This is a genomic window from Rhodococcus ruber (genome assembly GCF_027270735.1).
Lineage (GTDB): Bacteria > Actinomycetota > Actinomycetes > Mycobacteriales > Mycobacteriaceae > Rhodococcoides > Rhodococcoides rubrum_A.
In genome coordinates, this window is sequence record NZ_JAPWIJ010000011.1 from 29834 (window position 1) to 52314 (window position 22481).

Here is a 22481-nt window from a genome sequence, read left to right on the forward strand (position 1 = left end):
GTACCTGCGTCGTGGAGGTACCCCGATTTTTGGGGTCAGTCTCACAGGTATCGGCCCGAATCGAGTCACAGCTTCTGCGTACGCAGCTCGTGACCCTTCGACGTCATACAGCGGCCGGTTTCGAGGTTCCAGTCCCACCCGTGCAGGTTGCAGGTGAGCTTCTTGCCCTCGACGATGCCGAATTTCGTCAGGTCCGCTTTCAGGTGTGGGCAGCGGCGTTGAATTTCGTAGCCGCCCATCGTGATCGTGGCGGTGTCGTCGTGTGCCTCGGAGAACCAGCCGTCTGCGTAGGCGATGCGTTCGTCGGTGAGGCATTTGAAGAACGTGTACAGAAATTCGTTGTAACCGCCGACGCGTCGGGCCCGGAAACGGGTGGACAGGAAGATCGAGTTCACCCAATCGGGCTCCTGATCACGCACTGCGGTGCGTACCAGCTCCGGCGGGATGGTGAAGCTGTAGCGAAACTTCTCGTTCGAGATCGGTTCGCGCACAATCCTTTTCGGAAAATCGAGCACGACGGTCTCGTCACCCATCGTGATCCCGACGGGGTAGCCGATGCCGTCGCAGATCAGGTCCGTCTGCGCCATGATCGGCTCGAACAGGCCCCGGAGCGGCTCGAGCAGCGGCTCGCCCTCGGCCGGAGCCCAGCCGGCTTTCTCGGCCGCGATGACCGATGCCTGACGCTTGGCGTAGGCCTCGATGTACTCGGCCTTGCCCGTGGTGAAGATGGCTTCGGCCTCGGCGGTGGGAATGGGGTGCTCGTGCGAGAGCAGCTCGGAACCGTCGAACGTTGCGGCGGTGCCCGGCATCATCAGCAGGCCCTTGTCGTGCCCGTGCAGGCGCATCTGCTCGAGAAACACCATCTGGTCCGGGAACACGTTGGCCGGGTCGCCGTAGACGTCGTTGAGGAAACGCAGCTCGTCGTCGAGGAAACACGGCGGGCCGGCCGACGGAATCACCCAGGTGGAGCCCACCTGCTCGATGTACTGGCGCGCTCGATCCATCTGCCGCTGACGCTTCTGGATGCCGAAGTTCTTCTTGGCCCGCGAGACCATGTCGTAGACCATCGGGTACCAGATAGCGCCCGAGTACTGCAGCATGTGCACGTCCACGGGGCCGAAGTTCTCGGTCATCACGTCCAGGTCCACCGGCCGCGCGTCGTTCATGTTGAACGCGACGGTCTTACCGTCGGAGACGACCAAGCCCGAGTCGCCGATCGGACCGTCTGCGGGTGCACGCAGCGCGATGATCATGATGTCCAGATCGCCCTTGGGGCCGGAGATCGTGTGCTTGACCGAGTCGGTCGTCTCGTAGAACTTGTAGAAGCCAAGCTTCTCGAGCTCGTGCTTGAGGTCGAGCACCGGATAGTCCGGCAACAGCACCGTCGCGTCCTTGTTGACGTGCTCGGCCAGGTTGCGTGGATCGAAGTGGTCCTTGTGCAGGTGCGAGACGTACAGGTAATCGCAATCACCCAACTCGTCCCAGTCCAGGCCCGAGTTGTCGGGGAACGGGAACCACGATGCGTAGAACGACGGGTTCACCCACGGATCGCACAGAATGCTCCCGGCGTCGGTCCGAATATGGAATCCCGCATGTCCCACGCTGGTGACCTGCACTGATTTACCTCCTACGAGCCGGGCTTTTCAAAGCTCCATCGTATGCGCCGTTTCGGGCGGCTCTAACCGAGCGCGCAGTTGACGAGGTCACATTCGGGCGTCAGCGTGACACCGAACTTTTCCTGCACACCGTCTCGGACGTGCGCGGCGAGCGCCATGATGTCCGACGCGGTGGCACCACCCCTGTTGGTGATGGCGAGCACGTGTTTGGACGACAGGGCCGCAGTCCCGCGGCCGAATTCGGTGCCGTAGCCGCGCGGGAAGCCTGCATTCTGGATCAGCCACGCAGCCGGGATCTTTGTCCCTGCCGGGTCGGGATAGCTCGGCGCGTGTGCAGCGGCCTCGGGCAGCTCCGGCAGTACCGGGTTGAGAAAGAACGATCCGACACTCCACGTGTCGTGATCGGTCGCGTCGAGCACCATCCCCCGCTCGCCGCGCAGAGCCAGTACGGCGCTGCGTACGTCCGGCACCGGTACGACGTCGCCGATCTGGACATCGAGACGCTCCGACAACGCCGCGTAGCGCACCGGTAGCGACTCGGTCGTCTTCTTCAGCGCGAACGTCACGTCCAGAATCACGTACCGCGAGGATCGTTTGAACACCGACGACCGGTGTGTACCGAAACCGCACTGCTCCGGCGTCCACACCGCCGTCTCCTGGGTCTGCCGGTCGTAGACGGTGAGACTGTGCAGCAACTCCGACGTGGACGCACCGTATGCCCCGACGTTCTGGATCGGCGTCGCGCCGGTAGTTCCGGGAATGCCCGACAGCGCTTCCATTCCGGACAGACCTGCATCGATCGTCGCCTGTACGACGGCATCCCACTCGACGCCCGCGTCCACGGTCACGGTCTCGCCGTCGATGTCCAGCCGCGAGCCGGTCACCTGAATCACCCGGCCGTCGAACCCGTCGTCACCGACGACCAGGTTGGATCCACCGCCGACGACCAACACGTCCGTTCCGGCCCGATCCGCGTCGCGCACCAGGGACACCAACTCGTCACCCGTCGTCGCGACACAGAATTCACGGGCCGGGCCCCCCACTCGAATGGTGGTGAGCTCCGAAATTGCAGTAGGCACGGACTCTGACGCTACCGGTCGTGCACGTGTGTGGAGGGTCACCCGGTAATCTCCGGGGATGCCTCGCCCCATTGAGCACAGCTCGACTGTGCCCGCCTCCGCCGACAAGGTCCACGCTGCACTGACATCCGAGCAGTACTGGAAGGACCGCATCGAACAGATCGGCGGACCCGGTGCCAGTGTCAAGAGCATCACCGTCGGCGACGGCACCATCGATGTCGTCCTGACCCAGTCGGTCCCCGAAGAAGAGCTGCCGTCCGCGGTCACCGCCTTCAAGAAGGGCGACCTCATCATCGAACGCACCGAGAGCTGGGGACCGTTCGACGGCACCCACGCCGCGGGCACGTTCGGAGCCACTGTCGAAGGGGCACCGGCTCGCATCACCGGCACCACCACGCTCGATGCCAAGGGCGAGACGACAACGGTCGCACTGGCCGGCACCACCGAGGTCAAGGTCCCCATCTTCGGCGGGAAGATCGAATCGATGATCAGCGAGCAGGTGCTCTCGCTCATCGACAACGAGCAGGACTTCACCGGTAACTGGATCGCTGCACAGGCGAACAGCTAGCCTGGCGCACTATGGCTCGCCGAATGAACTACTCCGCCCGGTTCACCCACTCGACGCAGCAGGTCTATGCAGCGCTGTCCAGTCGCGATCACTGGGACGCGCGCATCGAGGAGATGCGTAAGTACTCGGAGAACGAGCTGAAGACGTTCGAGGTGTCCGACGCCGGAATCGACATCGTGATGCACCACGTCATCCCGCGCACCGAACTGCCCGACATCGCGCAGACGGTGATGAAGAAAGACATGGTCATCACCCGCAACGTGCATTTCGACGCGTACGGGGAAACCACGGCGGGGCACTACGACGCGTCGATTCCGGCCGGACCCGGCTCGCTCAAGGGCACCACGTCGCTGTTCCCCACCAACGGCGGTTCGACGCTGCGCACCTCCTCCGAGGCCAAGGTGTTCCTGCCGTTCATCGGCGGCAAGCTCGAGCAGCTCATGCTGGTCAACCTCATCGACCTGTGGCGCGGTGAGGGCGAAGTGACCGCCGACTGGCTCGAAAAGAACGCCTAGCCCTGAGCCCAGGTCATAAGGGTCGTTCCGCAGGCTCCACTCCTGCCCCCGAAGGCGTCATAACTCGCGGCACCACCGGCATCAATCGGTTGCGTCGTAGCGACCGGTGGCTGATGCACAACCTCGATGTTCGACGCGTTCTGCTCGACTCGCCGAATCCCCTCGTCGTCGACCTGGGGTATGGGGCGATGCCGAACACGACGCTCGAGCTGGCCGGTCGACTGCGCACCGTCAGGCCCGATCTCCGAGTCACCGGTCTGGAAATCGACCCCGCCCGCGTCGTTCCGGGGAGTGACGGCGTGGAGTTCGCTCGTGGCGGTTTCGAGTTGGCCGGTCTGCGCCCGAACCTGGTGCGGGCGTTCAACGTACTGCGGCAATATCCCGAGGACGCGGTACCGGCTGCCTGGCAACGCATTCTGTCGGGCCTGGCACCCGGCGGCCTGCTGGTGGACGGTACCTGCGACGAGTTGGGTCGACGCTGCGCATGGGTATTGCTCGACGCCGACGGCCCGCGGTCTCTGACTCTGGCCTGGGATCCGTTCGATGTCGAGATGCCATCGGACATCGCGGAGCGACTCCCGAAGGTGTTGATACACCGCAACATCGAGGGCGAGCCGATCCACGATCTGCTGCAGCGCGCCGATCGAGCGTGGTCGGTCTCGGCACCACTGGCCCCTTTCGGCCCCCGCCTGCGCTGGCGCGCGGCTCTGAAAATACTTGCCGAACAGGGGCTTCCGATCACTCTCCCCCGCCGCCGCATGCGAGACAACGTGCTCACCGTGCCCTGGGCGACAGTTGCACCGAGGTGATCGATTGCTCGTTGCCGAGGTATGCGGTACCAAAGGACAATGACGCAAACATGGCCGGCGGACTGGTTCGAACGCAAAGCGGGCGTCGGGTGCCACATTTGCACACAGGGCCGCCCGGCCGAAACTGCGGGCGGGGTTCGGTTCTATTCCGGTGAGTTCGCCGACGCCTACCTGCGAAAACGTGCCCACCTTCCGGGGCAATCGATGGTCATCTGGCGAGGTCGGCATGCATCCGACCTGATAGATCTCAGCGAGGAAGAAGCGGCGGGGTACATGAGCGACCTGCGCATGTCCGCACGGCTGCTCGCCGCCGTGTTCGAGCCGTGCCAGATCAACTACCTCACCTTCGGCAACAGCGTTCCCCACATCCACACCTACGTCGTGCCGCGCTATCTCGACGATCCGAATCCGGGCGCACCGCTGCTGCCGTTGGTCGAGACCGAGATCGACGACACCGAGCTACAGCAGCAACTCGAGGCTCTCGAACGGGCCGCCGGATGACGCGATCGTCGAGTGCTGGGCTTAACTCGAATGAAACGGGCAGCAGCCCAACCGATCTGGTGCAAACGAAGCAGACCCCCTGTCGGCAGCAGAGGGGTAGCTCAACCGGGAGCCCAGACGCCGACTCGACACGAGCAGGAACGCAGCCGCAATGATCGATCCACCCCTTACGATTCGACCGTGCGTGCCCGACGATCTTTCGAAGCTCGAGCAATGGTCGAGCACGGATCCGGTCGACTGGGTCGATCGAGCTCGTCTCCGCGAGGAAATGGCGTCGGGCAATTACCGATACGAGTGGACCTGGCTTGCCGAACGCGCGGGTCGTCCGGTCGGGCGAGCTGTGTGGTGGGGCCGTCCGGGCGCAAGCAGCCCCGTCACCCTCGACTGCTTGTCGGTCCTGCCTGCCGAGAAGCGACCGGCCGACGTGGGTGCCGCCCTGATCCGCACCTCTCGTGCTGCCTTCGAGCAGGCCGCCGCTCTCGAATTCAATGTCGATGTGGCGGTGAGCAATTCGCGAGACGCTTCGTTGCCGTCGGCATTGGAGTGGCGCGAATCGGCCGCGCACCGGGGTGGTTTCACCCGCACGACCGAACGTGTTTCCTTCGCCCGAACCGCTGACGATCCGGTGCCCACGGCCTCGACACGTCTGCACTTCACGGCGGGCACCGATGCGCAGTTCCTCGCGGTGTTCCAGGCCGTCGCAGCCGGGAGTCTCGATTCCCATACCCGCGCCATGGTTGCCGAACACGGAGTAGCCGCACTCGCGGCAGACGATCTCGCCTTCTACGGTTCCTTACCGGGGCGGCGCGAGGCCTGGCAGATCGCGAGCCGACCGGACGGCCCGACAGTGGGCTTCGTGGTGCCGACGAGAAATGCCTACGACGCGGCCATCAGCTATCTCGGAGTGCTGCCCGAGCATCGCGGTCAGGGCTACGTCGACGATCTGCTGTCACAGATGGTTCGGATGCACCACGACGACGGGCAATACCGCATCGTCGGAACCACCGATGCGGTGAATGCCCCCATGCGTTCTGCCTTCGAGCGCGCAGGTTTTGTCGTCACTCGCACTCGGATCGTGCACGCGGGCTAGCGATCACGTGCCGGCAGACAATGCCAGTTCGACCCGCTCGGCTACTCGATCGGTGCTGTTGCCGGCCTCGGAGTACAACGCCTGGGGGTCGACACGACCGATCGCCACGGCGTCGCACACCACCTCGTCGAGGGTCAGTTGCGAGATTCCGCCGGCAGCGAGATCGAGCACCGTCCGTACGGGCGTGGTGATGTTGAACGTGCCGGCCGATTCGACGTCACGAGGCTCGAGCCGCAGACGATGAACCGCAAGTCGGGTATCGCTCAGGCGTAAGTCCCCGAACGCGCACAGGTGCACGAACTGCGGGTGCAGGTGACCGAATCCGTGCAACTCGGCGGCGCTCTGGTGCGAGATCACTGCCTCGCCGCCGAACCAGGCGCACCACATCGCGAACACCTCGAGCTCGCTGTGCGGCCATTGGCCCAGTCGGAACAGGTTGCGCTCGACGCGAGTCCACGTGTTCGTGGCCAGGTTGACGCGCACCATCGCCGAATCGAAGCCGAGCTCCCCGGCCTGCTCGGCGGTGAAGTAGCCGTCCTGACGAGTGGCGAGCGAGTGCAGCTCCTGCACACTCGGTCCTGTCGTACCCATGCCGCAAGCGTACGTCAAAATGTGTTACAGATCACAAACTTTGGTACCGGAGACATCTGTTCGGCGAGTTTCACAGAGCTTGCTCAGAAACATCGGGAAGACTGCCGGGAATGTCCTCCACAGCCAAGCGCAGCAGCGTGCCGTTGATCGCAGTCTCCGTCGTTGTAGTCCTCCTCGTCGCCGTCATCGGTGGCGAGTTGTTCGTGCGTCAGCAGATCAAGTCGTGCCTCGCCGGCCAGCTCGAATCCGAGCTCGGCAGCCAGGTGGAGGTCGGTCTCGGCCTCAAGCCGGTCCTGCTCTCCTTGGTGGACAAGAAGGTCTCGTCGGTCACCGTCGACAGCGACGACGCGCGATTCGGGCCGGCCGAGGGCATGGTCGTGCACGCCGAGGCACGGGATCTGAACCTCACCCAGTCCGCCGATTCCGGCGGCACCATCGGCAGCTCGAGTGCCGACATCTCGTGGTCAACCGACGGCATCACCCGCACCCTGCAGAGTCAGGGCATCGGCGCGATCGTCTCGGGCGTCACCTCGGATGCATCGGCCGGCACCCTCGAATTCGCCGTCGGCGCGCTCGCGAAGCTGACCGTCAAGCCGCAGGTCGCCGACGGCAGGGTCGACTTTCAGACCGTCGACGCGTCGATCCTCGGTCTCGGTATCCCCACCGACCTGGTCGACTCCGTCGTCGGAGTGCTGACCGACAGCCTGCAGGCCTACCCGTTGGACATGACTCCGACGTCGTTGACCGTCACCGACTCCGGCATCGAGCTCAGTCTCGAGGGCGGGCAGTACACGATTCCCGCGACCCAGCAGAACCAGAATCAGCAGACCCCCGAGGGTTGCTCCCTCGTCGCTTGACCCACGTGCGCGGTCGCTCTAGTTCAACCCGTCGAGCACCGCACGGGTACCCGACAGCCCCAATCGTGTTGCGCCCGCGTCGATCATCGCCAGGGCGGCCTCCGTCGTACGGATGCCGCCGCTGGCCTTGACGCCCAGTCGACCGCCGACGGTCTCCGCCATCAATCGCACGGCCTCGACGCTCGCGCCGCCGGCCGGATGGAAACCGGTGGATGTCTTGACGAAGTTCGCACCTGCAGTCTCTGCTGCACGGCACACTTCGACGATCGCTTCGTCGGACAGCGCTGCCGATTCGATGATCACCTTGAGTACGGCATTGCCGATGCCTTCACGGACGGTGACGATGTCGGCCAGAACGGCGTTGTAGTCGCCCGCAATGGCGGCTCCGACATCGATCACCATGTCGACCTCGTCGGCACCCTGCTGCACCGCGAGGCGCGCCTCGGATCCCTTGATCAACGAATGATGCTTACCCGACGGGAATCCGGCGACGACGGCGGTGAGCATTCCCTCGGCGCGGATCGGCAGCATCGACGGCGAGACGCACACCGCGAGCACTCCGAGCTCACGGCCCTCCTCGATCAGAGCGGTCACGTCGGCGGCAGTGGCTTCCGGCTTGAGCAGCGTGTGGTCGACCATTCCTGCGAGGGCGGCGCGGGTGAGTGTCATACGGTCCAGCTTTTCACAGCTCTGCCGATCGCAGCCCTGTCGGTCTACGATTTTCGGTCATGACCGCAGAGTCGCTCGCCGCCACCTTCAATGCCACCAGCAGGGAGTTCGACGCGGTGACGCCGCAGGTCTGGGGACCTGCCGGGCAGTCGCTCGCCTTCGCACTCGAGCTGGCCTCCGGCGACGCCGTTCTGGACGTGTGCTCGGGCACCGGAGCATCGGCAATTCCTGCGGCGGCCGCCGTCGGACCCGACGGCATCGTGCATGCCATCGACCTCGCCGACGATCTCTTGGAAGTGGGCCGGGTGAAGGCCACCGATCGGGCACTGCGCAACATCGACTTCGTCGTCGCCGACGCCACCGAGTGGCAACCGCCGTCGACCGTTCCCGCCGCCGGATACGACGCCCTGGCCTGCTCGTACGGCATCTTCTTTCTTCCCGATCCAGAGCAGGATTTTGCGCGACTCGTCTCGTTGGTTCGCCCTGGCGGGCGCGTCGGAGTGACGGTGTGGCGCAAGGGCTCGGTCAGGGAGTACTCGGGCGCGTTCTTCGACGTGATCGGTAGACACTGGCCGGCGAGCGCGGGCCCTGCACCCGACCCGACGGCCGAAGTCGACGATCACCCGATCCGCAGGATGGAGACAGCGGATCTACTCGGTGCCTGGCTCACCGCCGCCGGTACGTCCGACGTCCGGGTCGTCGAGCTGTCCAATCATGTACCGGCGACCCAGTCGTTCGTCTGGGATTTCGTGCTGGGCAGTGCACTGCGCGGTGCACTGACTCCGTTCGACGACGGAACTCGCACCCAGATCCGGGCCGAGTTCTCGGCTCTACTGACCGAGCGCGGGATCGATTCGATCGATCTCGGGACACTGGTGGCAACCGGAGTGCGCATGCCCTGAGAGAATCGTCGGCATGAGTTCTTCCGTATCCGAGGACCGCCGCTACGTTCTGTCTCTCGGTTGCCCCGACAAGACGGGCATCGTCGCCCGCATCTCGACCTTCCTCGCCGACGTCGGTGGGTGGATCGTCGAGGCCGCATATCACGCCGATCCCGACACCGGTTGGTTTTTCACCCGGCAGGCCGTGCGGGCGTCGTCGGTCGACATGAGCATCGAGGATCTGCGTGCACGATTCGCCGAGGTGGCCGCCGAGCTGGGCCCGGAAACCGAATGGGCACTGCATGATTCGGGCCAACCCAAGCGTGTCGTACTACTCGTCAGCAAGGAAGCACACTGCCTGCACGATCTGCTCGGACGGGCGGCGGGCGGCGAACTGCCTGCACAGATCTCCGCGGTGATCGGCAACCACGAGTCGCTCGAACCGATCGCCGCCGCGCACGGCACACCTTTCCATCACGTCGAGTTCGCGAAGGATCCGGCCGAGCGCGGGCCTGCCTTCGAGAAAGTGCGCTCACTGGTCGATTCCTACGACCCCCACGCAGTGGTGCTGGCGCGCTTCATGCAGGTGCTGCCGGAATCGCTGTGCGCACACTGGGCGGGCCGGGCGATCAACATTCACCACAGCTTCCTGCCGTCGTTCGTCGGTGCCCGGCCCTACCACCAGGCCTTCGCACGGGGCGTCAAACTGATCGGTGCGACGTGCCATTACGTCACCGCCGAGCTCGACGCGGGTCCCATCATCGAGCAGGACGTCATCCGCGTCGACCATTCCGACGAGGTCACCGACATGGTGCGTCAGGGCCGCGACATCGAGAAGCTGGTGCTCTCCCGTGGTCTGCGATGGCACCTGGAGGATCGCGTGCTGGTGCACGGCCGCAAGACCGTGGTGTTCAGCTAGATCACAAGTAACGGAGCCGAACGACCTCGGTGTTGAATTCGTCGATTGCTTCCACCGAGCTCATGTGACCGATGCCGGGGATCACGATCAATCGGCTCAGATGGTCGTGATCGTCCAGAGCGCGGGCGAGTTTGCGGGCGTGCACCGGCGGGGTCAGGCGGTCGGCAGATCCGACGAGGACGCTGGTGGGGACGGACATGTTCGCCAGCGCCTCGCGGATGTCGAGGTCGCTGATGGCCGCGCCCCAGATGCCTCGAGTGCGCGGGGCGCATTCGAGCACGATCTTCTCGCAGAACGCCACCTCGGCTGCGGTGGCTCCGGGAGCCATCGAGATGTACTTGATGGCTTGGCGCGTCACAGGCGACGGTCGCAACGGCAGCGCCGAGCTCAGCACGGCTCGACCGACCGGTGCCGGAACGCGCGGGAAACGCTGGGGCAACGGGATGACGGTGGTCTCTCGGACGAGAGAGTCGGTCGCGGTGCTGGCGAGCAGCACGGCACTGACGAGTCGATCGACCTGTTCGGGGTAGTTTCCGGCCCACGCCATGATCGACATACCGCCCATGCTGTGCCCCACCAGGACGGCCTTGTTGTCTTCGACGACAGTCGCGGCGAGCACGGCAGCGAGGTCGTCGGCCAGCACGTCCGGGCTCAGTGGCCGCGTTCCGACGTCGCTGCGGCCGTGGCCGCGCTGGTCGTACGCGATGACGCGGTAGCGGCCGGCGAGGGCGTTGATCTGCGGAAACCAGTAGTCGGCCGAGCACGTCCACCCATGGCTGAAGACGATCGGTTCTGCATCTGCATCACCGTAGCTACGGACGTGCAGGTGAGCTCCGTCGTCGGTGACCACCTCGGTGATGTGCGGCTCGATCGTGGGGTGCTTCAGAAGCTCGTCGGGCCGAACGTCCGTCGTCTTGGTGAACGAATGCAGGCGATGCCGCCGGACGACGAATGCACCGACCGATGCCGCCGCAGCCGCGCTGCCGATTCCGAACAGCACACGTTCGACTACCTTGCGTGAAACCACAGAAAATCCCCTCTACCTCGACCCCCTGGCGGGTGCGGTAGACGGTACGCCCACGATCTCGTGAGCGTCGATGCGCCTGCCTACCAGCGGGGTCCGCGCTGAATGCTGTCGATCTTGGGTCGGACGTCGACGAGGTACACCGCGATCGCCACGATGCCGATGATCCAGAACATGATGACCATCGGACCGATCAGCGTCAGCAGCAGTCCCACCGCCAGGATGCCCAACCAGGCATTTTTGGTAAGTTTGCCGGCTGCGGGAAAGGCATCCGGCCGTTGGCGCAGCACGTGGAAAATTGCGTATGCCGCTCCGGCAATCGAAATGATTTGCAGGATCAGGAAGATCGTCTGGGAGAAGCTGCTCGCAATCACGCCCGCCAGTGTACGAGAAACGACCCCTGCACCGCGCGGCGCAGGGGTCGTTTTCTTTACGAATGCTTTAGCGAGTGGTCTTCTTCGCCGGAGCCTTCTTGGCCGGAGCCGGGGTGGCCTTCTTCGCAGCCGGTGCCGGTGCCGTCTTCTTGGCCGGTGCCGGGGTCTTCTTGATGGGCGAGTTCGCGTTGCTGCGGGTCTTGGCCTCGACCGTGCCCGCCACGCCGCTCACCTTGTCGGATGCCTCGACGGCCTTGTCCTTGGCCTCGTCGCCTGCTTCGTCGATGTTCTCGGCGAGCTCGTCTGCTGCGTCGGAGATCTCCTCTGCACCCTCACGAACCTTGTCCGACGCGATGCCGGCCAGAGCTGCAGCGCGCTCGCCGACTGCGCGAGTCTGCGAAGCGACGGTTCCGAGAGCCTGCTCGGTGAGGTCCACGACGTCGTTGGCTGCAGAGTTGGCACGCTCGAGACCCTCTTCGACGGCGGGCGTGCGGCGGATGCGCTCGACGGCCTCTTCGCCGCGCTCGGCGAGAGAGGTGTACAGGTCGGAGGCAACCTTGAGGTACGCCTCGGCGACCTTGCGCAGCTCTTCCGGGGTGAAGCGCTCTCGCAGTTCGGCGATCTCGTCGGGGAGTTCCGCAGGCAGGGCAGCGAGGCGCTCGCGCAGGTTCTCCACGCCCTCGGTGACCTCTTCGGAGATGTCGGCGAGGCGAGCGTTCACCTCGCTGGTGCGGCTCTCGGCACGCGAGCGCACCTGGGCGACGACGTCCGCTACGGCCTGGACGACAGCGTCGCCTGCACCGACGGCTGCGAAGATGGGGGTCTTGACGTTCTCGAAGTTCTTGGAATCAGACATCGGGTGTCTCCTGTTCGTCGGGTTCGGGCTCTTGCGTCGACTCGTTCTCACGACAGAACGAGTCGTAGATCTCGATCAGCACTTGCTTCTGCCGTTCGGTGATGTGCTCATCGCCGAGCAGAGCTTCGCGCACCGGACCGTGGGGACGCGCTTCCAAGATCCCGGCCCGGACGTACAGCACCTCCGAGGAGACGCGCAGACCCTTGGCTATCTGCGCTAGTACTTCTGCGGACGGGTTGCGCAGTCCGCGTTCGATCTGGCTCAGGTAGGGGTTGCTCACTCCGGCCCGACTGGCGAGTTGCCGCATGGATACCTGCGCGGCTTCCCGCTGTGACCGGATGTAGCTCCCGATGTCCTGCGCCGCAGTCGTCACGACTGCAGCCACAAGATCCCCCGCCTCGGCGACGACCTGCGTCGCCTCGGTCGCCTTCGCGACCAGATCCCCCTCGTTCTCGGCCATCTCGGCCTCCTGGTTTCGGTGTCCTACTGGACGGTACCGAAGGGTGCTAACTATTGCAAGCACTCTGCTAGCACTAGTGCCCGAAGATCAGATCCGAGATCGTGTAGATGGCCAGTCCGGCGATGGATCCGACGACGGTTCCATTGATTCGAATGAACTGGAGATCGCGTCCGACCTGCAGTTCGATCTTCTTGCTCGCTTCCTCTGCATCCCACCGCGCAACGGTGTCGCCGATGATCGTGGTGATCTCGTCCGCGTAGTTCGCAGCGATGTACCGTGCTCCGCCGAGCAGCCAACCGTCGGCCTTCCCCCGCAATTCGTCGTCGTCACGTAGACGAATTCCGAAGTTGACGGTGTTCTCCTTGATCTTGGTGCGCAACGTACTGGTCGGGTCGTCCACCGACTCGGTGATCAGACGCTTGGCGACCTTCCACGTCGCCGCAGCGAGCCCGGTGATCTCCTCGCGGCCCATGATCTGCGCCTTGAGCTTCTCGGCCTTCTCGATGGTGGTGGGATCGTGTTGCAGATCGTTGGCGTAGTCGATCAAGAACTTGTTGGCCGCCAGCCGAACATCGTGTTCGGGGTTGGACCTGATCTTCCACGTGAACTCGACGAGCTCCTTGTAGACCTTCTCGCCCAGCAAGGTGTCGACGAACTTCGGCGACCAGTTCGGGGAATCTCGGGCCACGACACGATCGATCATTTCCTGGCTGCCCAGAGCCCACTGATGAGCCCGCTCGGCAAGCATGTCGATCAGCGGCAGCTGACGGTTCTCACGGAGCAATTCGTCGAGGATGCGGCCGATCGGCGGACCCCACTGCGGATCGGCGAGTCGGCGCACGATGGTGCTGTCGATCACCGCGGTGATGTCCTCGTCGTTGAGCACGTCGACCACACCGTGCAGCACGGTCGCCGCCTCGGCCGCAACGCGCTCGGCATTGTCGGGCTGGGCGAGCCAGGTACCCAACCGCAACGGAACCTGCGCCGACGCAACCTTCTCCGACACCACCTCGGGCGCAAGGAAATTGCTGCCGACGAACGAGCTCAGGCTTGCGCCCAGCTGGTCCTTCTTCTTCTTGATCAGTGCCGTGTGGGGAATCGGGATGCCCAGCGGATGCTTGAACAATGCGGTCACCGCGAACCAGTCCGCGAGCGCGCCCACCATTCCCGCCTCCGACGCCGCGCGTACGTACCCCACCCACGCGCCCGCACCCGTCGACTCCTGCCAGCGGCAGAACAGGTAGACGATCGATGCGAAGACGAGGAAGCCCGTCGCGACCGTTTTCATCTTGCGGAGGTCGCGGCGCTTGGTGTCGTCGTCGAAGTTCATGAGCTGCACAACCGACATTGTGCCCAGAAATGTGTCGGATCAACCGGACACAGCCTGCAATGGTGTCGGAGAAGGCGCATAGGGTGGAGTTGTGGCGAGAAATACGACGGAGGCAAAGCTGGACGAGTCCGGGCCGAGCGAGGAAAAGCCGAAAGCCGAGAAGCCGGACGGACGCAAACGTCGGTGGCGCGAGCACAAGATCGCTCGGCGCGAGGAACTCGTCGACGGCACGTTGGCCGCGATCAGGTTGCGCGGCCGAGAGATCGGAATGGACGAGATCGCGTCGGAGATCGGCATCTCGAAGACGGTGCTCTACCGGTACTTCACCGATAAGAACGACCTGACCAGCGCCACCATGTCGCGGTACGTCGAGACGACGCTCGCCCCGCGGATCTACTCCGCCATCTCGCACGAACTCGACGAGTACGAGCTCACCCGCGTTGTGGTGACCGCGTACGTAGAGACGGTGGCCACCGATCCCGAGGTGTACCTCTACGTCATGGCGAACAACGCCGGCAACAACCGCGATGTCGTCGCCGAGTCCGAACGCATGATTGCCGAGTTGCTCTCGACCGTGCTCGGTGAACGTCTACGTCAACGCGAAATGGACTCCGGTGGATCGGTGCCCTGGGCCTTTGCCATCGTCGGCGCGGTCCAGTTGGCAACGCACTGGTGGATTTCCAACAAATCCATGTCGGCAGACGACCTGATCGATTACCTCTGCATGATGATGTGGGGCGGAATCCACGGTGTCGCGATGGCCGACGGATCACCCGCGAAATTCAAGTCACAACCGCACCCGCTGGTCGACGAGCCGAACGAGTCCTGACGCTCGCCAGTTTGAGATCCGGCCCGGTCGGACATTCGAACAGGTATGACTACCGATACCTTGACCGGACGCCGCATCGCCATTCTCGCTACCGACGGCGTCGAACAAGTCGAGCTGGTGCAGCCTCGTGAGGCCGTCGAAAATGCCGGAGCCACAGTCACATTGGTTTCTCTGGACCACGGCGACATCCAAGCGATGGAGAGCGACGTGCATGCCGCCGACACCTTCACGGTCGATCGCGTCGTCGCCGATGTCTCGGCCGACGACTTCGATGCGCTGATCCTGCCCGGCGGAACCACCAACCCCGATCAGCTCCGCGTCGACGCCGAGGCAGTCGCGTTCGTCCGCGCGTTCGTGCAGGCACGCAAACCGGTCGGCGTGATCTGCCACGGTGCCTGGACCCTCGTCGAGGCCGACGTACTGAAGGGGCGAACGTTGACGTCCTACCCGAGTATCCGCACCGACATCCGCAACGCAGGTGGCACAGTCGTCGACGAGGAAGTGGTCGTGGACGGCAACCTGGTCTCGAGCCGCAACCCGGACGACCTGCCGGCCTTCTGCGCGAAGATCGTGGAGCATTTCGCCGCTTGATAGGTTAGCGTGCCCTATGCGCATTTCTCGTTCGTCGGCTCTGCCTGCGGCAGCCCTCGCCTTCGCCCTAGCCCTGACCGCATGCAGCTCCGACGCTGGTGACGGTGCCGATTCCCCCGAGGCAGGTGGCACCGTCGTCACCGACATGTTCGGCGACGTGGAAGTGCCGGCAAATCCCCAGCGCGTGGTGGCACTCGGTTGGTCCGATGCCGAAACAGCACTGGCCCTGGGCGTTCAGCCCGTCGGTGCCAGTGACTGGCTCGGCGTCGGCGGAAACGGACTGGGCCCGTGGGTCGACGAGACGTACGACACCGACCCCACGATCGTCGGCACCTTCGACGTCGATATGGAATCGGTCGCTGCTCTGGCCCCGGACCTGATTCTGTGGACTCGCAGCACCAACGACAGGACCGTGTACGACCAGCTGTCCGACATCGCACCCACCGTCGCGGCACCACCGGGAACCGACATCGCCTACGGCACCACGTGGGACGGCCAAACCGACATCGTCGCGCAGGCTCTCGGCAAAGTCGACGAGGGCAAGAAACTCGTCGACGACACCGAGGCCATGTTCGACGACACCGTCTCTGCCAACCCGGAGTTCGCCGACAAGACCGTCGCCGTCGGCACGCTCTACAGCGGACAAGCCGGTGCGTACGTGCGCGGCGACACCCGCGTCGACTTCCTCGAAGCGCTGGGCCTGACCAACGCCCCGGCAGTCCAGGATCGCGCAGAACCCGGCAAGTTCAGCATCGATCTGTCCGAGGAGAACCTCGCTGCCCTCGACGCCGACCTGACGGTCATGTTCCCCATCGGCTCCGGGCCCGAGGTGATCACCGACAACCCGTCGATCCAGGCCCTACCGTCGGCACGAGATGGACGCCTCGTCGTACTCGGCGACACCAACCTGTCCAACGCATTCTCGGCCGCCTCGGTCGCGGGCACCCGATACGCACTCGAGAACGCAGTGCCACTGTTCGCCGCACCACTGAAGGGCTAGATCACAAGCCCCCGGGGCTTGTCACGCTCTCCCCGGCGGGCTTGTCACACTCTTCCCGGGGGAAATCCACCCGCGGCGATCGGGCCCCAGGTGTCGATCACGATGCGTATCAACGACTTTCCCTGCTTCACCATCGCCGCGCGGTACTCGTCCCAATCCGAGTGCTCGCCGGCGATGCTGCGGAAGTACTCCACCAGAGGCTCGACGGCGTCGGGGAGATCGATGATCTCGGCCGTGCCGTCGACCTGCACGTAATCGCCGTTCCAATCGTCACTGTGCACCAGCACCGTGACGGCCGAATTGCGGCGAATGTTCAGCACTTTCGCACGCTCGGGGTACGTGGCGATCACGATGCGGCCCTCGGAGTCCACTCCGGCGGACACCGGTGAGACCTGCAGACCGTCGTCGCGTTTGCGGGTGATCAACGTGTGGTGATGCCGCGGAGAGACGAACTCGAGCAGTTGCTCACGCGTTGCGGATTCGGCTTTTGCGATCGTAGGGGCCATGCGTTCCATCGTAGAGAAGTAGTCTCATCGGTCATGGCCGACAAGTCGAAATTGTGGACGCAATCTCCCGTCGATGTGCTGCGCGCCAGTGCCTCTCCTCGCGTGGAGGACATCGATTTCACGGCCACACCGGGCTTCGACGGGAAGAAGTCGCACGGCAACGACGTCCTCGAAGAACGCGGCGCGGTACTGGCCGCGCTGCAGGAGAAGCTCTACGCGCACGGGCGCACCGGCGACAGTCGATCGGTTCTGCTGGTGCTGCAGGGCATGGATACCGCGGGCAAGGGCGGAATGGTCAAGCACGTCATCGGAATGGTCGATCCGCAAGGAGTCGACCTGGCGTCGTTCGGAGTTCCGACGCAGGAGGAGAAGCAACACCATTACCTGTGGCGCATCCGAAAGGCACTCCCGCGGGCCGGCCGAATCGGGGTGTTCGATCGCTCCCACTACGAGGACGTACTCGTCGTCGCGGTCCACGATCTGGTGCCACGACAGGTGTGGGAGAAGCGGTTCGACGAGATCAATGCTTTCGAGAAGGAGTTGACCGACGAGGGGACCATCGTGGTCAAGGTCGCGTTGTTCGTCTCGGCGGACGAGCAGAAGAAACGGCTGCAAGAACGGCTCGATCGGCCGGACAAGCATTGGAAGTACAACCCCGGTGACGTCACCGAGCGCGGTTTCCTACCGCAGTACCGGACGGCATATCAGCGGGTTCTCGATCGCACGGATACAGATCACGCACCCTGGTACGTCGTGCCGGCCGACCGTAAGTGGTACAGCCGCTTGGCTGTCACCGAGATCTTGATCGACGCACTCGAGCAGCTCGATCTCGACTGGCCCGCACCCGATTTCGATGTCGAGTACGAGAAGAAGCGTCTCGCCGAGAGCTGAGCGAGAGAAGGGCCCGCGACGTATGGTCGCGGGCCCTTCTTCTCATGCTGGGTGGAGCGTGACGCAGATCAGAACGTCGCTGCGTCGATCACGAAGCGGTAGCGCACGTCGGACTTGACGACGCGGTCGTAGGCCTCGTTGATCTTCTCGGCCGGAATGAGCTCGATCTCGGCGCCGATGTGGTGCTCGGCGCAGAAGTCCAGCATTTCCTGGGTCTCGGCGATGCCGCCGACCATGGAACCGGCGAACGAGCGACGGTTGGCCAGCAGGTTGAAGGCCGGCACCTCGAGGGGCTTTTCGGGAACGCCCAGCTCGACGAGGGTGCCGTTGCGCGCCAGCAGTCCCAGGTACTTGCCCATGGGCAGGTTCGCGGACACGGTGTTGAGGATCAGGTCGAATTTGCCCTGCAGATCCTTGAGCGCGGTGGTGTCCTTGGTGGCGTAGTACTCGTCGGCACCGTAGGCCTTGCCGTCGGCTTCCTTGGCGTCCGTCTGGCTCAGCACGGTGACGTGTGCGCCCATGGCGTGAGCGATCTTGACGCCGACGTGGCCCAGGCCGCCCATACCGATGATGGCAACCTTCTTGTCCGGGCCCGCTCCCCAGTGCTTGAGCGGCGAGTACAGCGTGATGCCCGCGCACAGCAGGGGTGCGGCGACATCGAGTTCGACGCCCTCGGGGATGCCGAGCACGAACTTCTCCGTGACGACGATCTGGGTGGAGTAGCCACCGTTGGTGAACTCGCCCTCGTAGGTCTTCGAGTTGTAGGTCTGAACGACGCCCTTGGTGCAGTACTGCTCGTCGCCGTCCTTGCACGCCTCGCACTCGCCGCAGGAGTCCACGAAACAGCCGACGCCGACGCGGTCGCCCACCTTGCGGGTGGTCACCTCGGAGCCGACCTCGGCCACGATGCCGGCGATCTCGTGTCCGGGAACGACGGGATAAGTGGTGCCACCCCATTCGTTTCGAGCGGTGTGGATGTCGGAGTGACAGATGCCCGCGAACTTGACGTCGATGAGGATGTCGTTCGGTCCGACTGCGCGTCGCTCGATCGTCGCCTTCTCGAGCGGGGCGTCCGGAGCGGTGGCCTGGTAAGCGGTAGCTGAAGTCATGACTACATTGCTACCTACGCATCTGTGTAAGCGCAACACAGCTACCGCTTCGACCAGGCTATTCCTGGTCTAAACGAGTCGTTCGCAACAGTAACGTCAGCCGTTCTTGGCGATGTTGACGCCCAGCCACCCAACGTACGCCACCAGACCGACCAGTCCGATCTTGCGTGTCTTGGGGTACGCGATCGCCACGCCGACTGCCAATTCGGTGGCACCGTTGCGGCTGATCCAGGTTCGCGTGTCCTTGGGGAACGGGAGCTTGGTGATTCCCTCGAAGGCCTCGGGGACCACGAAGTGGGCGGCACCGGTGGCGGCCAATCCGATTCCGAATGCCTTGGTGACCAGACCGTTCGACTTCTTGGACTTGCTCACTGACGCGCTCCCTGCGATCGACGTGGTTGAACTGGCAAAACGACAATAGCGCTACGAGACAGCGGTTACTTTGCGACCCGGCCGTTCTCGTAGCGATAGAACCCGACTCCGGTCTTCTTTCCCACCTGCCCGGCCTCGACCATGCGCAACAGCAGCGGTGGGGCGGCGAACAACGGCTCCGCGAACTCGGAGTGCATCGAATCTGCAATGGCTTTCACAGTGTCGAGGCCGATCAAATCGGCGAGCGCAAGCGGCCCCATCGGGTGTGCGAGTCCCAGCACGGTTGCCTTGTCGACGTCTTCCTTGGTGGCGAATCCGGATTCGACCATCCGAATGGCCGAGAGCAGATACGGCACGAGCAGCGCGTTGACGACGAAGCCCGAGCGGTCTGCGGAGCGCACCACCTGCTTGCCGAGAATGTCACCCGCGAAACTCTCGGCGCGGTCGGCAACGGCTTCGGAGGTCGCGTCGGTGGTGACGAGCTCGACGAGCGGCAGTACCGGAACCGGGTTGAAGAAATGCAGTCCGACGATTCGGTCCGGGGCCGTGGTGGCGGATCCGAGCGTCGTGATGGGAATCGAGGAGGTGTTCGAGGCCAATACGGCACCGGGGTCGATCACGACGGCGTCGAGCTCGGCGAAAATGTCGGCCTTGATCTTCTCGTCCTCGAGCACTGCTTCGACGACCAGTTGCCGGTCGGCGAAGTCTGCGAGATCGGAGGTGAAACGCATGCTGCATGCTGCTTGCTCACGTTCACGTTCGGTGATCTTGCCGCTGCTGACACCGCGGTCCAGCGATTGCAGGATGCGGCTGCGACCGGCCGTTGCCAGTTCGCGAGTCTGCTCGTATACCAACACGTCGACGTGTGCGCGGGCGCAGACCTCCGCGATTCCTGCGCCCATCTGCCCTGCTCCGACGATCCCCACCCTCTCGACCGTCATACAGCACTCCTGTTCATTTGCATTGCGGCACAACAGCATAAGGCGAGATGAGGGTAACTCTGCTGGGGTACCAGCAAACGTGCCCAGAGACGAGTCAGGCGGCCCGCAACGAAACGCTGGGACCGCCCGACTGGTGCGCTGAAGGTCAGGAGAGGCGGTTAATGGAACTGGCCTTCTTCGGTGGAGCCCTTCAGTGCAGCCGTCGAAGTGTTGGGATCGACGGTGGTGGCGATGCGGTCGAAGTAGCCTGCGCCAACCTCACGCTGGTGCTTGATGGCGGTGAAGCCGCGCTCTTCGGCAGCCTTGAACTCGCGCTCCTGCAAATCGACGAACGCGGTCATGCCTTCGCGGGCGTAGCCGTGTGCCAGGTCGAACATGCCGTAGTTGAGCGAGTGGAAGCCTGCGAGGGTGATGAACTGGAACTTGAAGCCCATTGCTCCGAGTTCCTTCTGGAACTTCGCGATGGTCGCGTCGTCCAGGTGCGCCTTCCAGTTGAACGAAGGCGAGCAGTTGTAGGCGAGGAGCTGGTCCGGGAACTCGCTGCGAACCGACTCGGAGAACTTCTTGGCGACCTCGAGGTCCGGGACGCCGGTCTCCATCCAGATGAGGTCTGCGTACGGCGCGTAGGCCTTGGCGCGAGCGATGCAGGGCTCGATGCCGTTCTTGACGCCGAAGAAGCCTTCTGCGGTGCGGGTTCCGTCGAGGAACTCGCGGTCACGCTCGTCGACGTCGGAGGTGATCAGCGTGGCTGCCTCGGCGTCGGTGCGGGCGATGATGACCGAGGGGACGTCGGCGACGTCCGAGGCCAGACGGGCGGAGGTCAGGGTGCGGATGTGCTGCTGGGTGGGGATGAGCACCTTGCCACCGAGGTGGCCGCACTTCTTCTCCGATGCGAGCTGGTCTTCCCAGTGGACACCTGCGGCGCCGGCCACGATCATGGCCTTCTGCAGCTCGTAGGCGTTCAGTGCGCCACCGAAACCGGCTTCGGCGTCGGCCACGACGGGAGCGAGCCAGTTCTTGACGGACGTGTCGCCCTCGATCTTGGCGATCTCGTCGGCACGCAGGAGCGCGTTGTTGATACGACGAACGACCGACGGCACCGAGTTGGCCGGGTAGAGGCTCTGGTCCGGGTAGGTGTGGCCCGAGAGGTTCGCGTCGCCGGCGACCTGCCAGCCGGAGAGGTAGATCGCCTGGAGGCCGGCGCGAATCTGCTGCACGGCCTGGTTGCCGGTGAGGGCACCGAGCGAGTTGATGTAGTCCTCGTTGTTCACGAGGTCCCACAGGATTTCGCTGCCGCGACGAGCGAGTGTCGCTTCTTCCACGACGGTGCCCTGGAGGTCGGAGACCTGCTGTGCGGTGAAGTTACGGGTGACGCCCTTCCAGCGGGGGTTGGTGTCCCAATCCTGCTGGATCTCGGCGGTGGTCTTCGGGGTGCCGGTGGTCGACATCTTCAGCTCCAGTCTCTTCTGCTTCTCGGCCTGCCTCGAGACGAATCTTCACATCGTTGCCAGGCCCTTCTGGTGTACTCCAAAACAATGGCACAACCGAAAACATGCGTCTACCAGTTGTTAGTGCCAATCTTGGCTAGCTTTCCCGGCACCCTTGCTAAGTTTGCAAATTTTCGACCGCCGCAAACCTCGCCGATCGGACGGCCGTGTTACTCGCCGGTAGCGACGAATCCCCAGTTGATGAACGCAATGAACAAAAACTCATACAGGACGCTTGTACGGTTTGGCGACGGCGTCTGAATCGAGTCAGAACTGCCGTCTGATGTGATCGACATCACAGTAGCCTCATCCCACGATGTGAGCATGGCATGGGTCGCTCCACTCGACACCACTTTCGCTGGGATCCCCCGACCGAGGCCACCGAGTGGAGCAGCAGTTGCACTCATCCACAGGCAGGCACCTGTCCACAGGGCATTCGATTTCCCCAGGTCGAGCATCGAAGACCACCCACGCCATCGCCGACGCTGCACCCATGACAGCCAACTCCACTCCCGCCCAACCCGGTCATTCCGCAGGCTCCACTCCCGCACCCCAGGGTCGTTCCGCAGGCTCCACTCCCGCACCCCAGGGTCGTTCCGCAGGCTCCACTCCCGCA

26 protein-coding genes are annotated in these 22481 nt (G+C 64.1%); 12 read left to right on the forward strand and 14 right to left on the reverse strand.

Features of this window, described 5'->3' with window-relative positions:
* Positions 1 to 65 precede the first annotated feature (65 nt).
* Together O4220_RS22640 and O4220_RS22645 are read right to left on the reverse strand one after the other, a co-directional pair.
* Positions 66 to 1616 carry an MBL fold metallo-hydrolase gene (locus O4220_RS22640; protein ID WP_269607756.1) on the reverse strand — a complete coding sequence of 517 codons (1551 nt, stop codon included), beginning with the start codon at positions 1614 to 1616 and terminating at the stop codon, positions 66 to 68.
* A 62-nt stretch (positions 1617 to 1678) separates the two neighbouring features.
* Positions 1679 to 2695, reverse strand: coding sequence for a UDP-N-acetylmuramate dehydrogenase (locus O4220_RS22645; RefSeq protein ID WP_269607757.1), 1017 nt, complete (start codon positions 2693 to 2695; stop codon positions 1679 to 1681).
* Between the two features lie 58 nt (positions 2696 to 2753).
* Here O4220_RS22645 and O4220_RS22650 point away from each other — a divergent pair, with 58 nt between their 5' ends.
* From O4220_RS22650 to O4220_RS22670, 5 genes are all read left to right on the forward strand, one after another.
* On the forward strand, positions 2754 to 3263 hold the full coding sequence (locus tag O4220_RS22650) for a DUF2505 domain-containing protein (protein ID WP_269607758.1): 510 nt from the start codon (positions 2754 to 2756) through the stop codon (positions 3261 to 3263).
* Positions 3264 to 3274: 11 nt separating this feature from the next.
* Positions 3275 to 3778: a DUF2505 domain-containing protein gene (locus O4220_RS22655; RefSeq protein ID WP_269607761.1), complete on the forward strand. Its 504-nt coding sequence runs from the start codon at positions 3275 to 3277 to the stop codon at positions 3776 to 3778.
* Positions 3779 to 3891: 113 nt separating this feature from the next.
* The gene (locus O4220_RS22660; RefSeq protein ID WP_269607762.1) at positions 3892 to 4587 is read left to right on the forward strand and encodes a class I SAM-dependent methyltransferase; all 696 of its coding nucleotides are present in this window, start codon (positions 3892 to 3894) and stop codon (positions 4585 to 4587) included.
* Between the two features lie 39 nt (positions 4588 to 4626).
* A complete protein-coding gene (locus tag O4220_RS22665) occupies positions 4627 to 5088 on the forward strand; it encodes an HIT family protein (protein WP_269607764.1) in 462 nt (153 codons plus the stop codon).
* Positions 5089 to 5272: 184 nt separating this feature from the next.
* Positions 5273 to 6178 carry a GNAT family N-acetyltransferase gene (locus tag O4220_RS22670; protein ID WP_269607765.1) on the forward strand — a complete coding sequence of 302 codons (906 nt, stop codon included), beginning with the start codon at positions 5273 to 5275 and terminating at the stop codon, positions 6176 to 6178.
* A gap of 3 nt (positions 6179 to 6181) precedes the next feature.
* Here the strand turns inward: O4220_RS22670 and O4220_RS22675 are convergent, their stop codons facing one another.
* The gene (locus O4220_RS22675) at positions 6182 to 6769 is read right to left on the reverse strand and encodes a type IV toxin-antitoxin system AbiEi family antitoxin domain-containing protein (RefSeq protein WP_269607766.1); all 588 of its coding nucleotides are present in this window, start codon (positions 6767 to 6769) and stop codon (positions 6182 to 6184) included.
* A gap of 110 nt (positions 6770 to 6879) precedes the next feature.
* Between O4220_RS22675 and O4220_RS22680 the strand changes: the two genes are divergently transcribed.
* Entirely contained in the window at positions 6880 to 7626 is a 747-nt protein-coding gene (locus O4220_RS22680) for a DUF2993 domain-containing protein (protein WP_269607767.1), read from the forward strand.
* A gap of 18 nt (positions 7627 to 7644) precedes the next feature.
* On the opposite strand, the gene deoC is transcribed toward O4220_RS22680, so the two are convergent.
* Positions 7645 to 8295 (reverse strand): deoxyribose-phosphate aldolase, encoded by a 651-nt coding sequence (gene deoC, locus O4220_RS22685; RefSeq protein WP_371833957.1) that lies wholly within the window; start codon positions 8293 to 8295, stop codon positions 7645 to 7647.
* 59 nt (positions 8296 to 8354) lie between these two features.
* On the opposite strand from deoC, the gene O4220_RS22690 reads away from it, so the two are divergent.
* Together O4220_RS22690 and purU are read left to right on the forward strand one after the other, a co-directional pair.
* Entirely contained in the window at positions 8355 to 9197 is an 843-nt protein-coding gene (locus O4220_RS22690) for a class I SAM-dependent methyltransferase (protein WP_269607768.1), read from the forward strand.
* 13 nt (positions 9198 to 9210) lie between these two features.
* A complete protein-coding gene (purU, locus tag O4220_RS22695) occupies positions 9211 to 10095 on the forward strand; it encodes a formyltetrahydrofolate deformylase (RefSeq protein ID WP_269607769.1) in 885 nt (294 codons plus the stop codon).
* A gap of 1 nt (position 10096) precedes the next feature.
* Here the strand turns inward: purU and O4220_RS22700 are convergent, their stop codons facing one another.
* From O4220_RS22700 to O4220_RS22720, 5 genes are all read right to left on the reverse strand, one after another.
* Positions 10097 to 11122, reverse strand: coding sequence for an alpha/beta fold hydrolase (locus tag O4220_RS22700; RefSeq protein ID WP_269607771.1), 1026 nt, complete (start codon positions 11120 to 11122; stop codon positions 10097 to 10099).
* Between the two features lie 80 nt (positions 11123 to 11202).
* Positions 11203 to 11493 (reverse strand): DUF2516 family protein, encoded by a 291-nt coding sequence (locus tag O4220_RS22705; RefSeq protein WP_269607772.1) that lies wholly within the window; start codon positions 11491 to 11493, stop codon positions 11203 to 11205.
* A 67-nt stretch (positions 11494 to 11560) separates the two neighbouring features.
* Positions 11561 to 12349: a heparin-binding hemagglutinin gene (locus O4220_RS22710; protein WP_269607774.1), complete on the reverse strand. Its 789-nt coding sequence runs from the start codon at positions 12347 to 12349 to the stop codon at positions 11561 to 11563.
* Positions 12342 to 12809: a helix-turn-helix domain-containing protein gene (locus O4220_RS22715; RefSeq protein ID WP_045198858.1), complete on the reverse strand. Its 468-nt coding sequence runs from the start codon at positions 12807 to 12809 to the stop codon at positions 12342 to 12344. Before O4220_RS22715 ends, O4220_RS22710 begins: the two co-directional genes overlap by 8 nt.
* 73 nt (positions 12810 to 12882) lie before the next feature.
* A complete protein-coding gene (locus O4220_RS22720; RefSeq protein WP_032380340.1) occupies positions 12883 to 14157 on the reverse strand; it encodes a DUF445 domain-containing protein in 1275 nt (424 codons plus the stop codon).
* A gap of 73 nt (positions 14158 to 14230) precedes the next feature.
* Between O4220_RS22720 and O4220_RS22725 the strand changes: the two genes are divergently transcribed.
* Genes O4220_RS22725 through O4220_RS22735 form a run of 3 tightly spaced genes read left to right on the forward strand, consistent with a single transcriptional unit; the run spans position 14231 to position 16559 of the window.
* Positions 14231 to 14968 carry a TetR/AcrR family transcriptional regulator gene (locus O4220_RS22725; protein ID WP_420030449.1) on the forward strand — a complete coding sequence of 246 codons (738 nt, stop codon included), beginning with the start codon at positions 14231 to 14233 and terminating at the stop codon, positions 14966 to 14968.
* Between the two features lie 45 nt (positions 14969 to 15013).
* Positions 15014 to 15559 carry a type 1 glutamine amidotransferase domain-containing protein gene (locus O4220_RS22730; protein ID WP_269607778.1) on the forward strand — a complete coding sequence of 182 codons (546 nt, stop codon included), beginning with the start codon at positions 15014 to 15016 and terminating at the stop codon, positions 15557 to 15559.
* A 16-nt stretch (positions 15560 to 15575) separates the two neighbouring features.
* A complete protein-coding gene (locus O4220_RS22735) occupies positions 15576 to 16559 on the forward strand; it encodes an iron-siderophore ABC transporter substrate-binding protein (protein ID WP_269607779.1) in 984 nt (327 codons plus the stop codon).
* Positions 16560 to 16603: 44 nt separating this feature from the next.
* Here the strand turns inward: O4220_RS22735 and O4220_RS22740 are convergent, their stop codons facing one another.
* Positions 16604 to 17065 (reverse strand): PPOX class F420-dependent oxidoreductase, encoded by a 462-nt coding sequence (locus O4220_RS22740; protein ID WP_032380785.1) that lies wholly within the window; start codon positions 17063 to 17065, stop codon positions 16604 to 16606.
* A gap of 33 nt (positions 17066 to 17098) precedes the next feature.
* On the opposite strand from O4220_RS22740, the gene O4220_RS22745 reads away from it, so the two are divergent.
* On the forward strand, positions 17099 to 17956 hold the full coding sequence (locus O4220_RS22745) for a polyphosphate kinase 2 family protein (protein WP_269607780.1): 858 nt from the start codon (positions 17099 to 17101) through the stop codon (positions 17954 to 17956).
* A gap of 68 nt (positions 17957 to 18024) precedes the next feature.
* Here O4220_RS22745 and O4220_RS22750 read toward each other — a convergent pair whose 3' ends face one another.
* The 4 genes from O4220_RS22750 to aceA all read right to left on the reverse strand — a co-directional run bounded on the left by O4220_RS22750 (position 18025) and on the right by aceA (position 21826).
* On the reverse strand, positions 18025 to 19065 hold the full coding sequence (locus O4220_RS22750) for an NAD(P)-dependent alcohol dehydrogenase (RefSeq protein WP_269607781.1): 1041 nt from the start codon (positions 19063 to 19065) through the stop codon (positions 18025 to 18027).
* A 96-nt stretch (positions 19066 to 19161) separates the two neighbouring features.
* Positions 19162 to 19437 carry a hypothetical protein gene (locus O4220_RS22755; RefSeq protein ID WP_269607782.1) on the reverse strand — a complete coding sequence of 92 codons (276 nt, stop codon included), beginning with the start codon at positions 19435 to 19437 and terminating at the stop codon, positions 19162 to 19164.
* A 65-nt stretch (positions 19438 to 19502) separates the two neighbouring features.
* Positions 19503 to 20378 carry a 3-hydroxybutyryl-CoA dehydrogenase gene (locus tag O4220_RS22760; RefSeq protein ID WP_269607783.1) on the reverse strand — a complete coding sequence of 292 codons (876 nt, stop codon included), beginning with the start codon at positions 20376 to 20378 and terminating at the stop codon, positions 19503 to 19505.
* A 158-nt stretch (positions 20379 to 20536) separates the two neighbouring features.
* Positions 20537 to 21826 carry an isocitrate lyase gene (gene aceA / locus O4220_RS22765; protein ID WP_032386173.1) on the reverse strand — a complete coding sequence of 430 codons (1290 nt, stop codon included), beginning with the start codon at positions 21824 to 21826 and terminating at the stop codon, positions 20537 to 20539.
* Between the last annotated feature and the right edge of the window lie 655 nt (positions 21827 to 22481).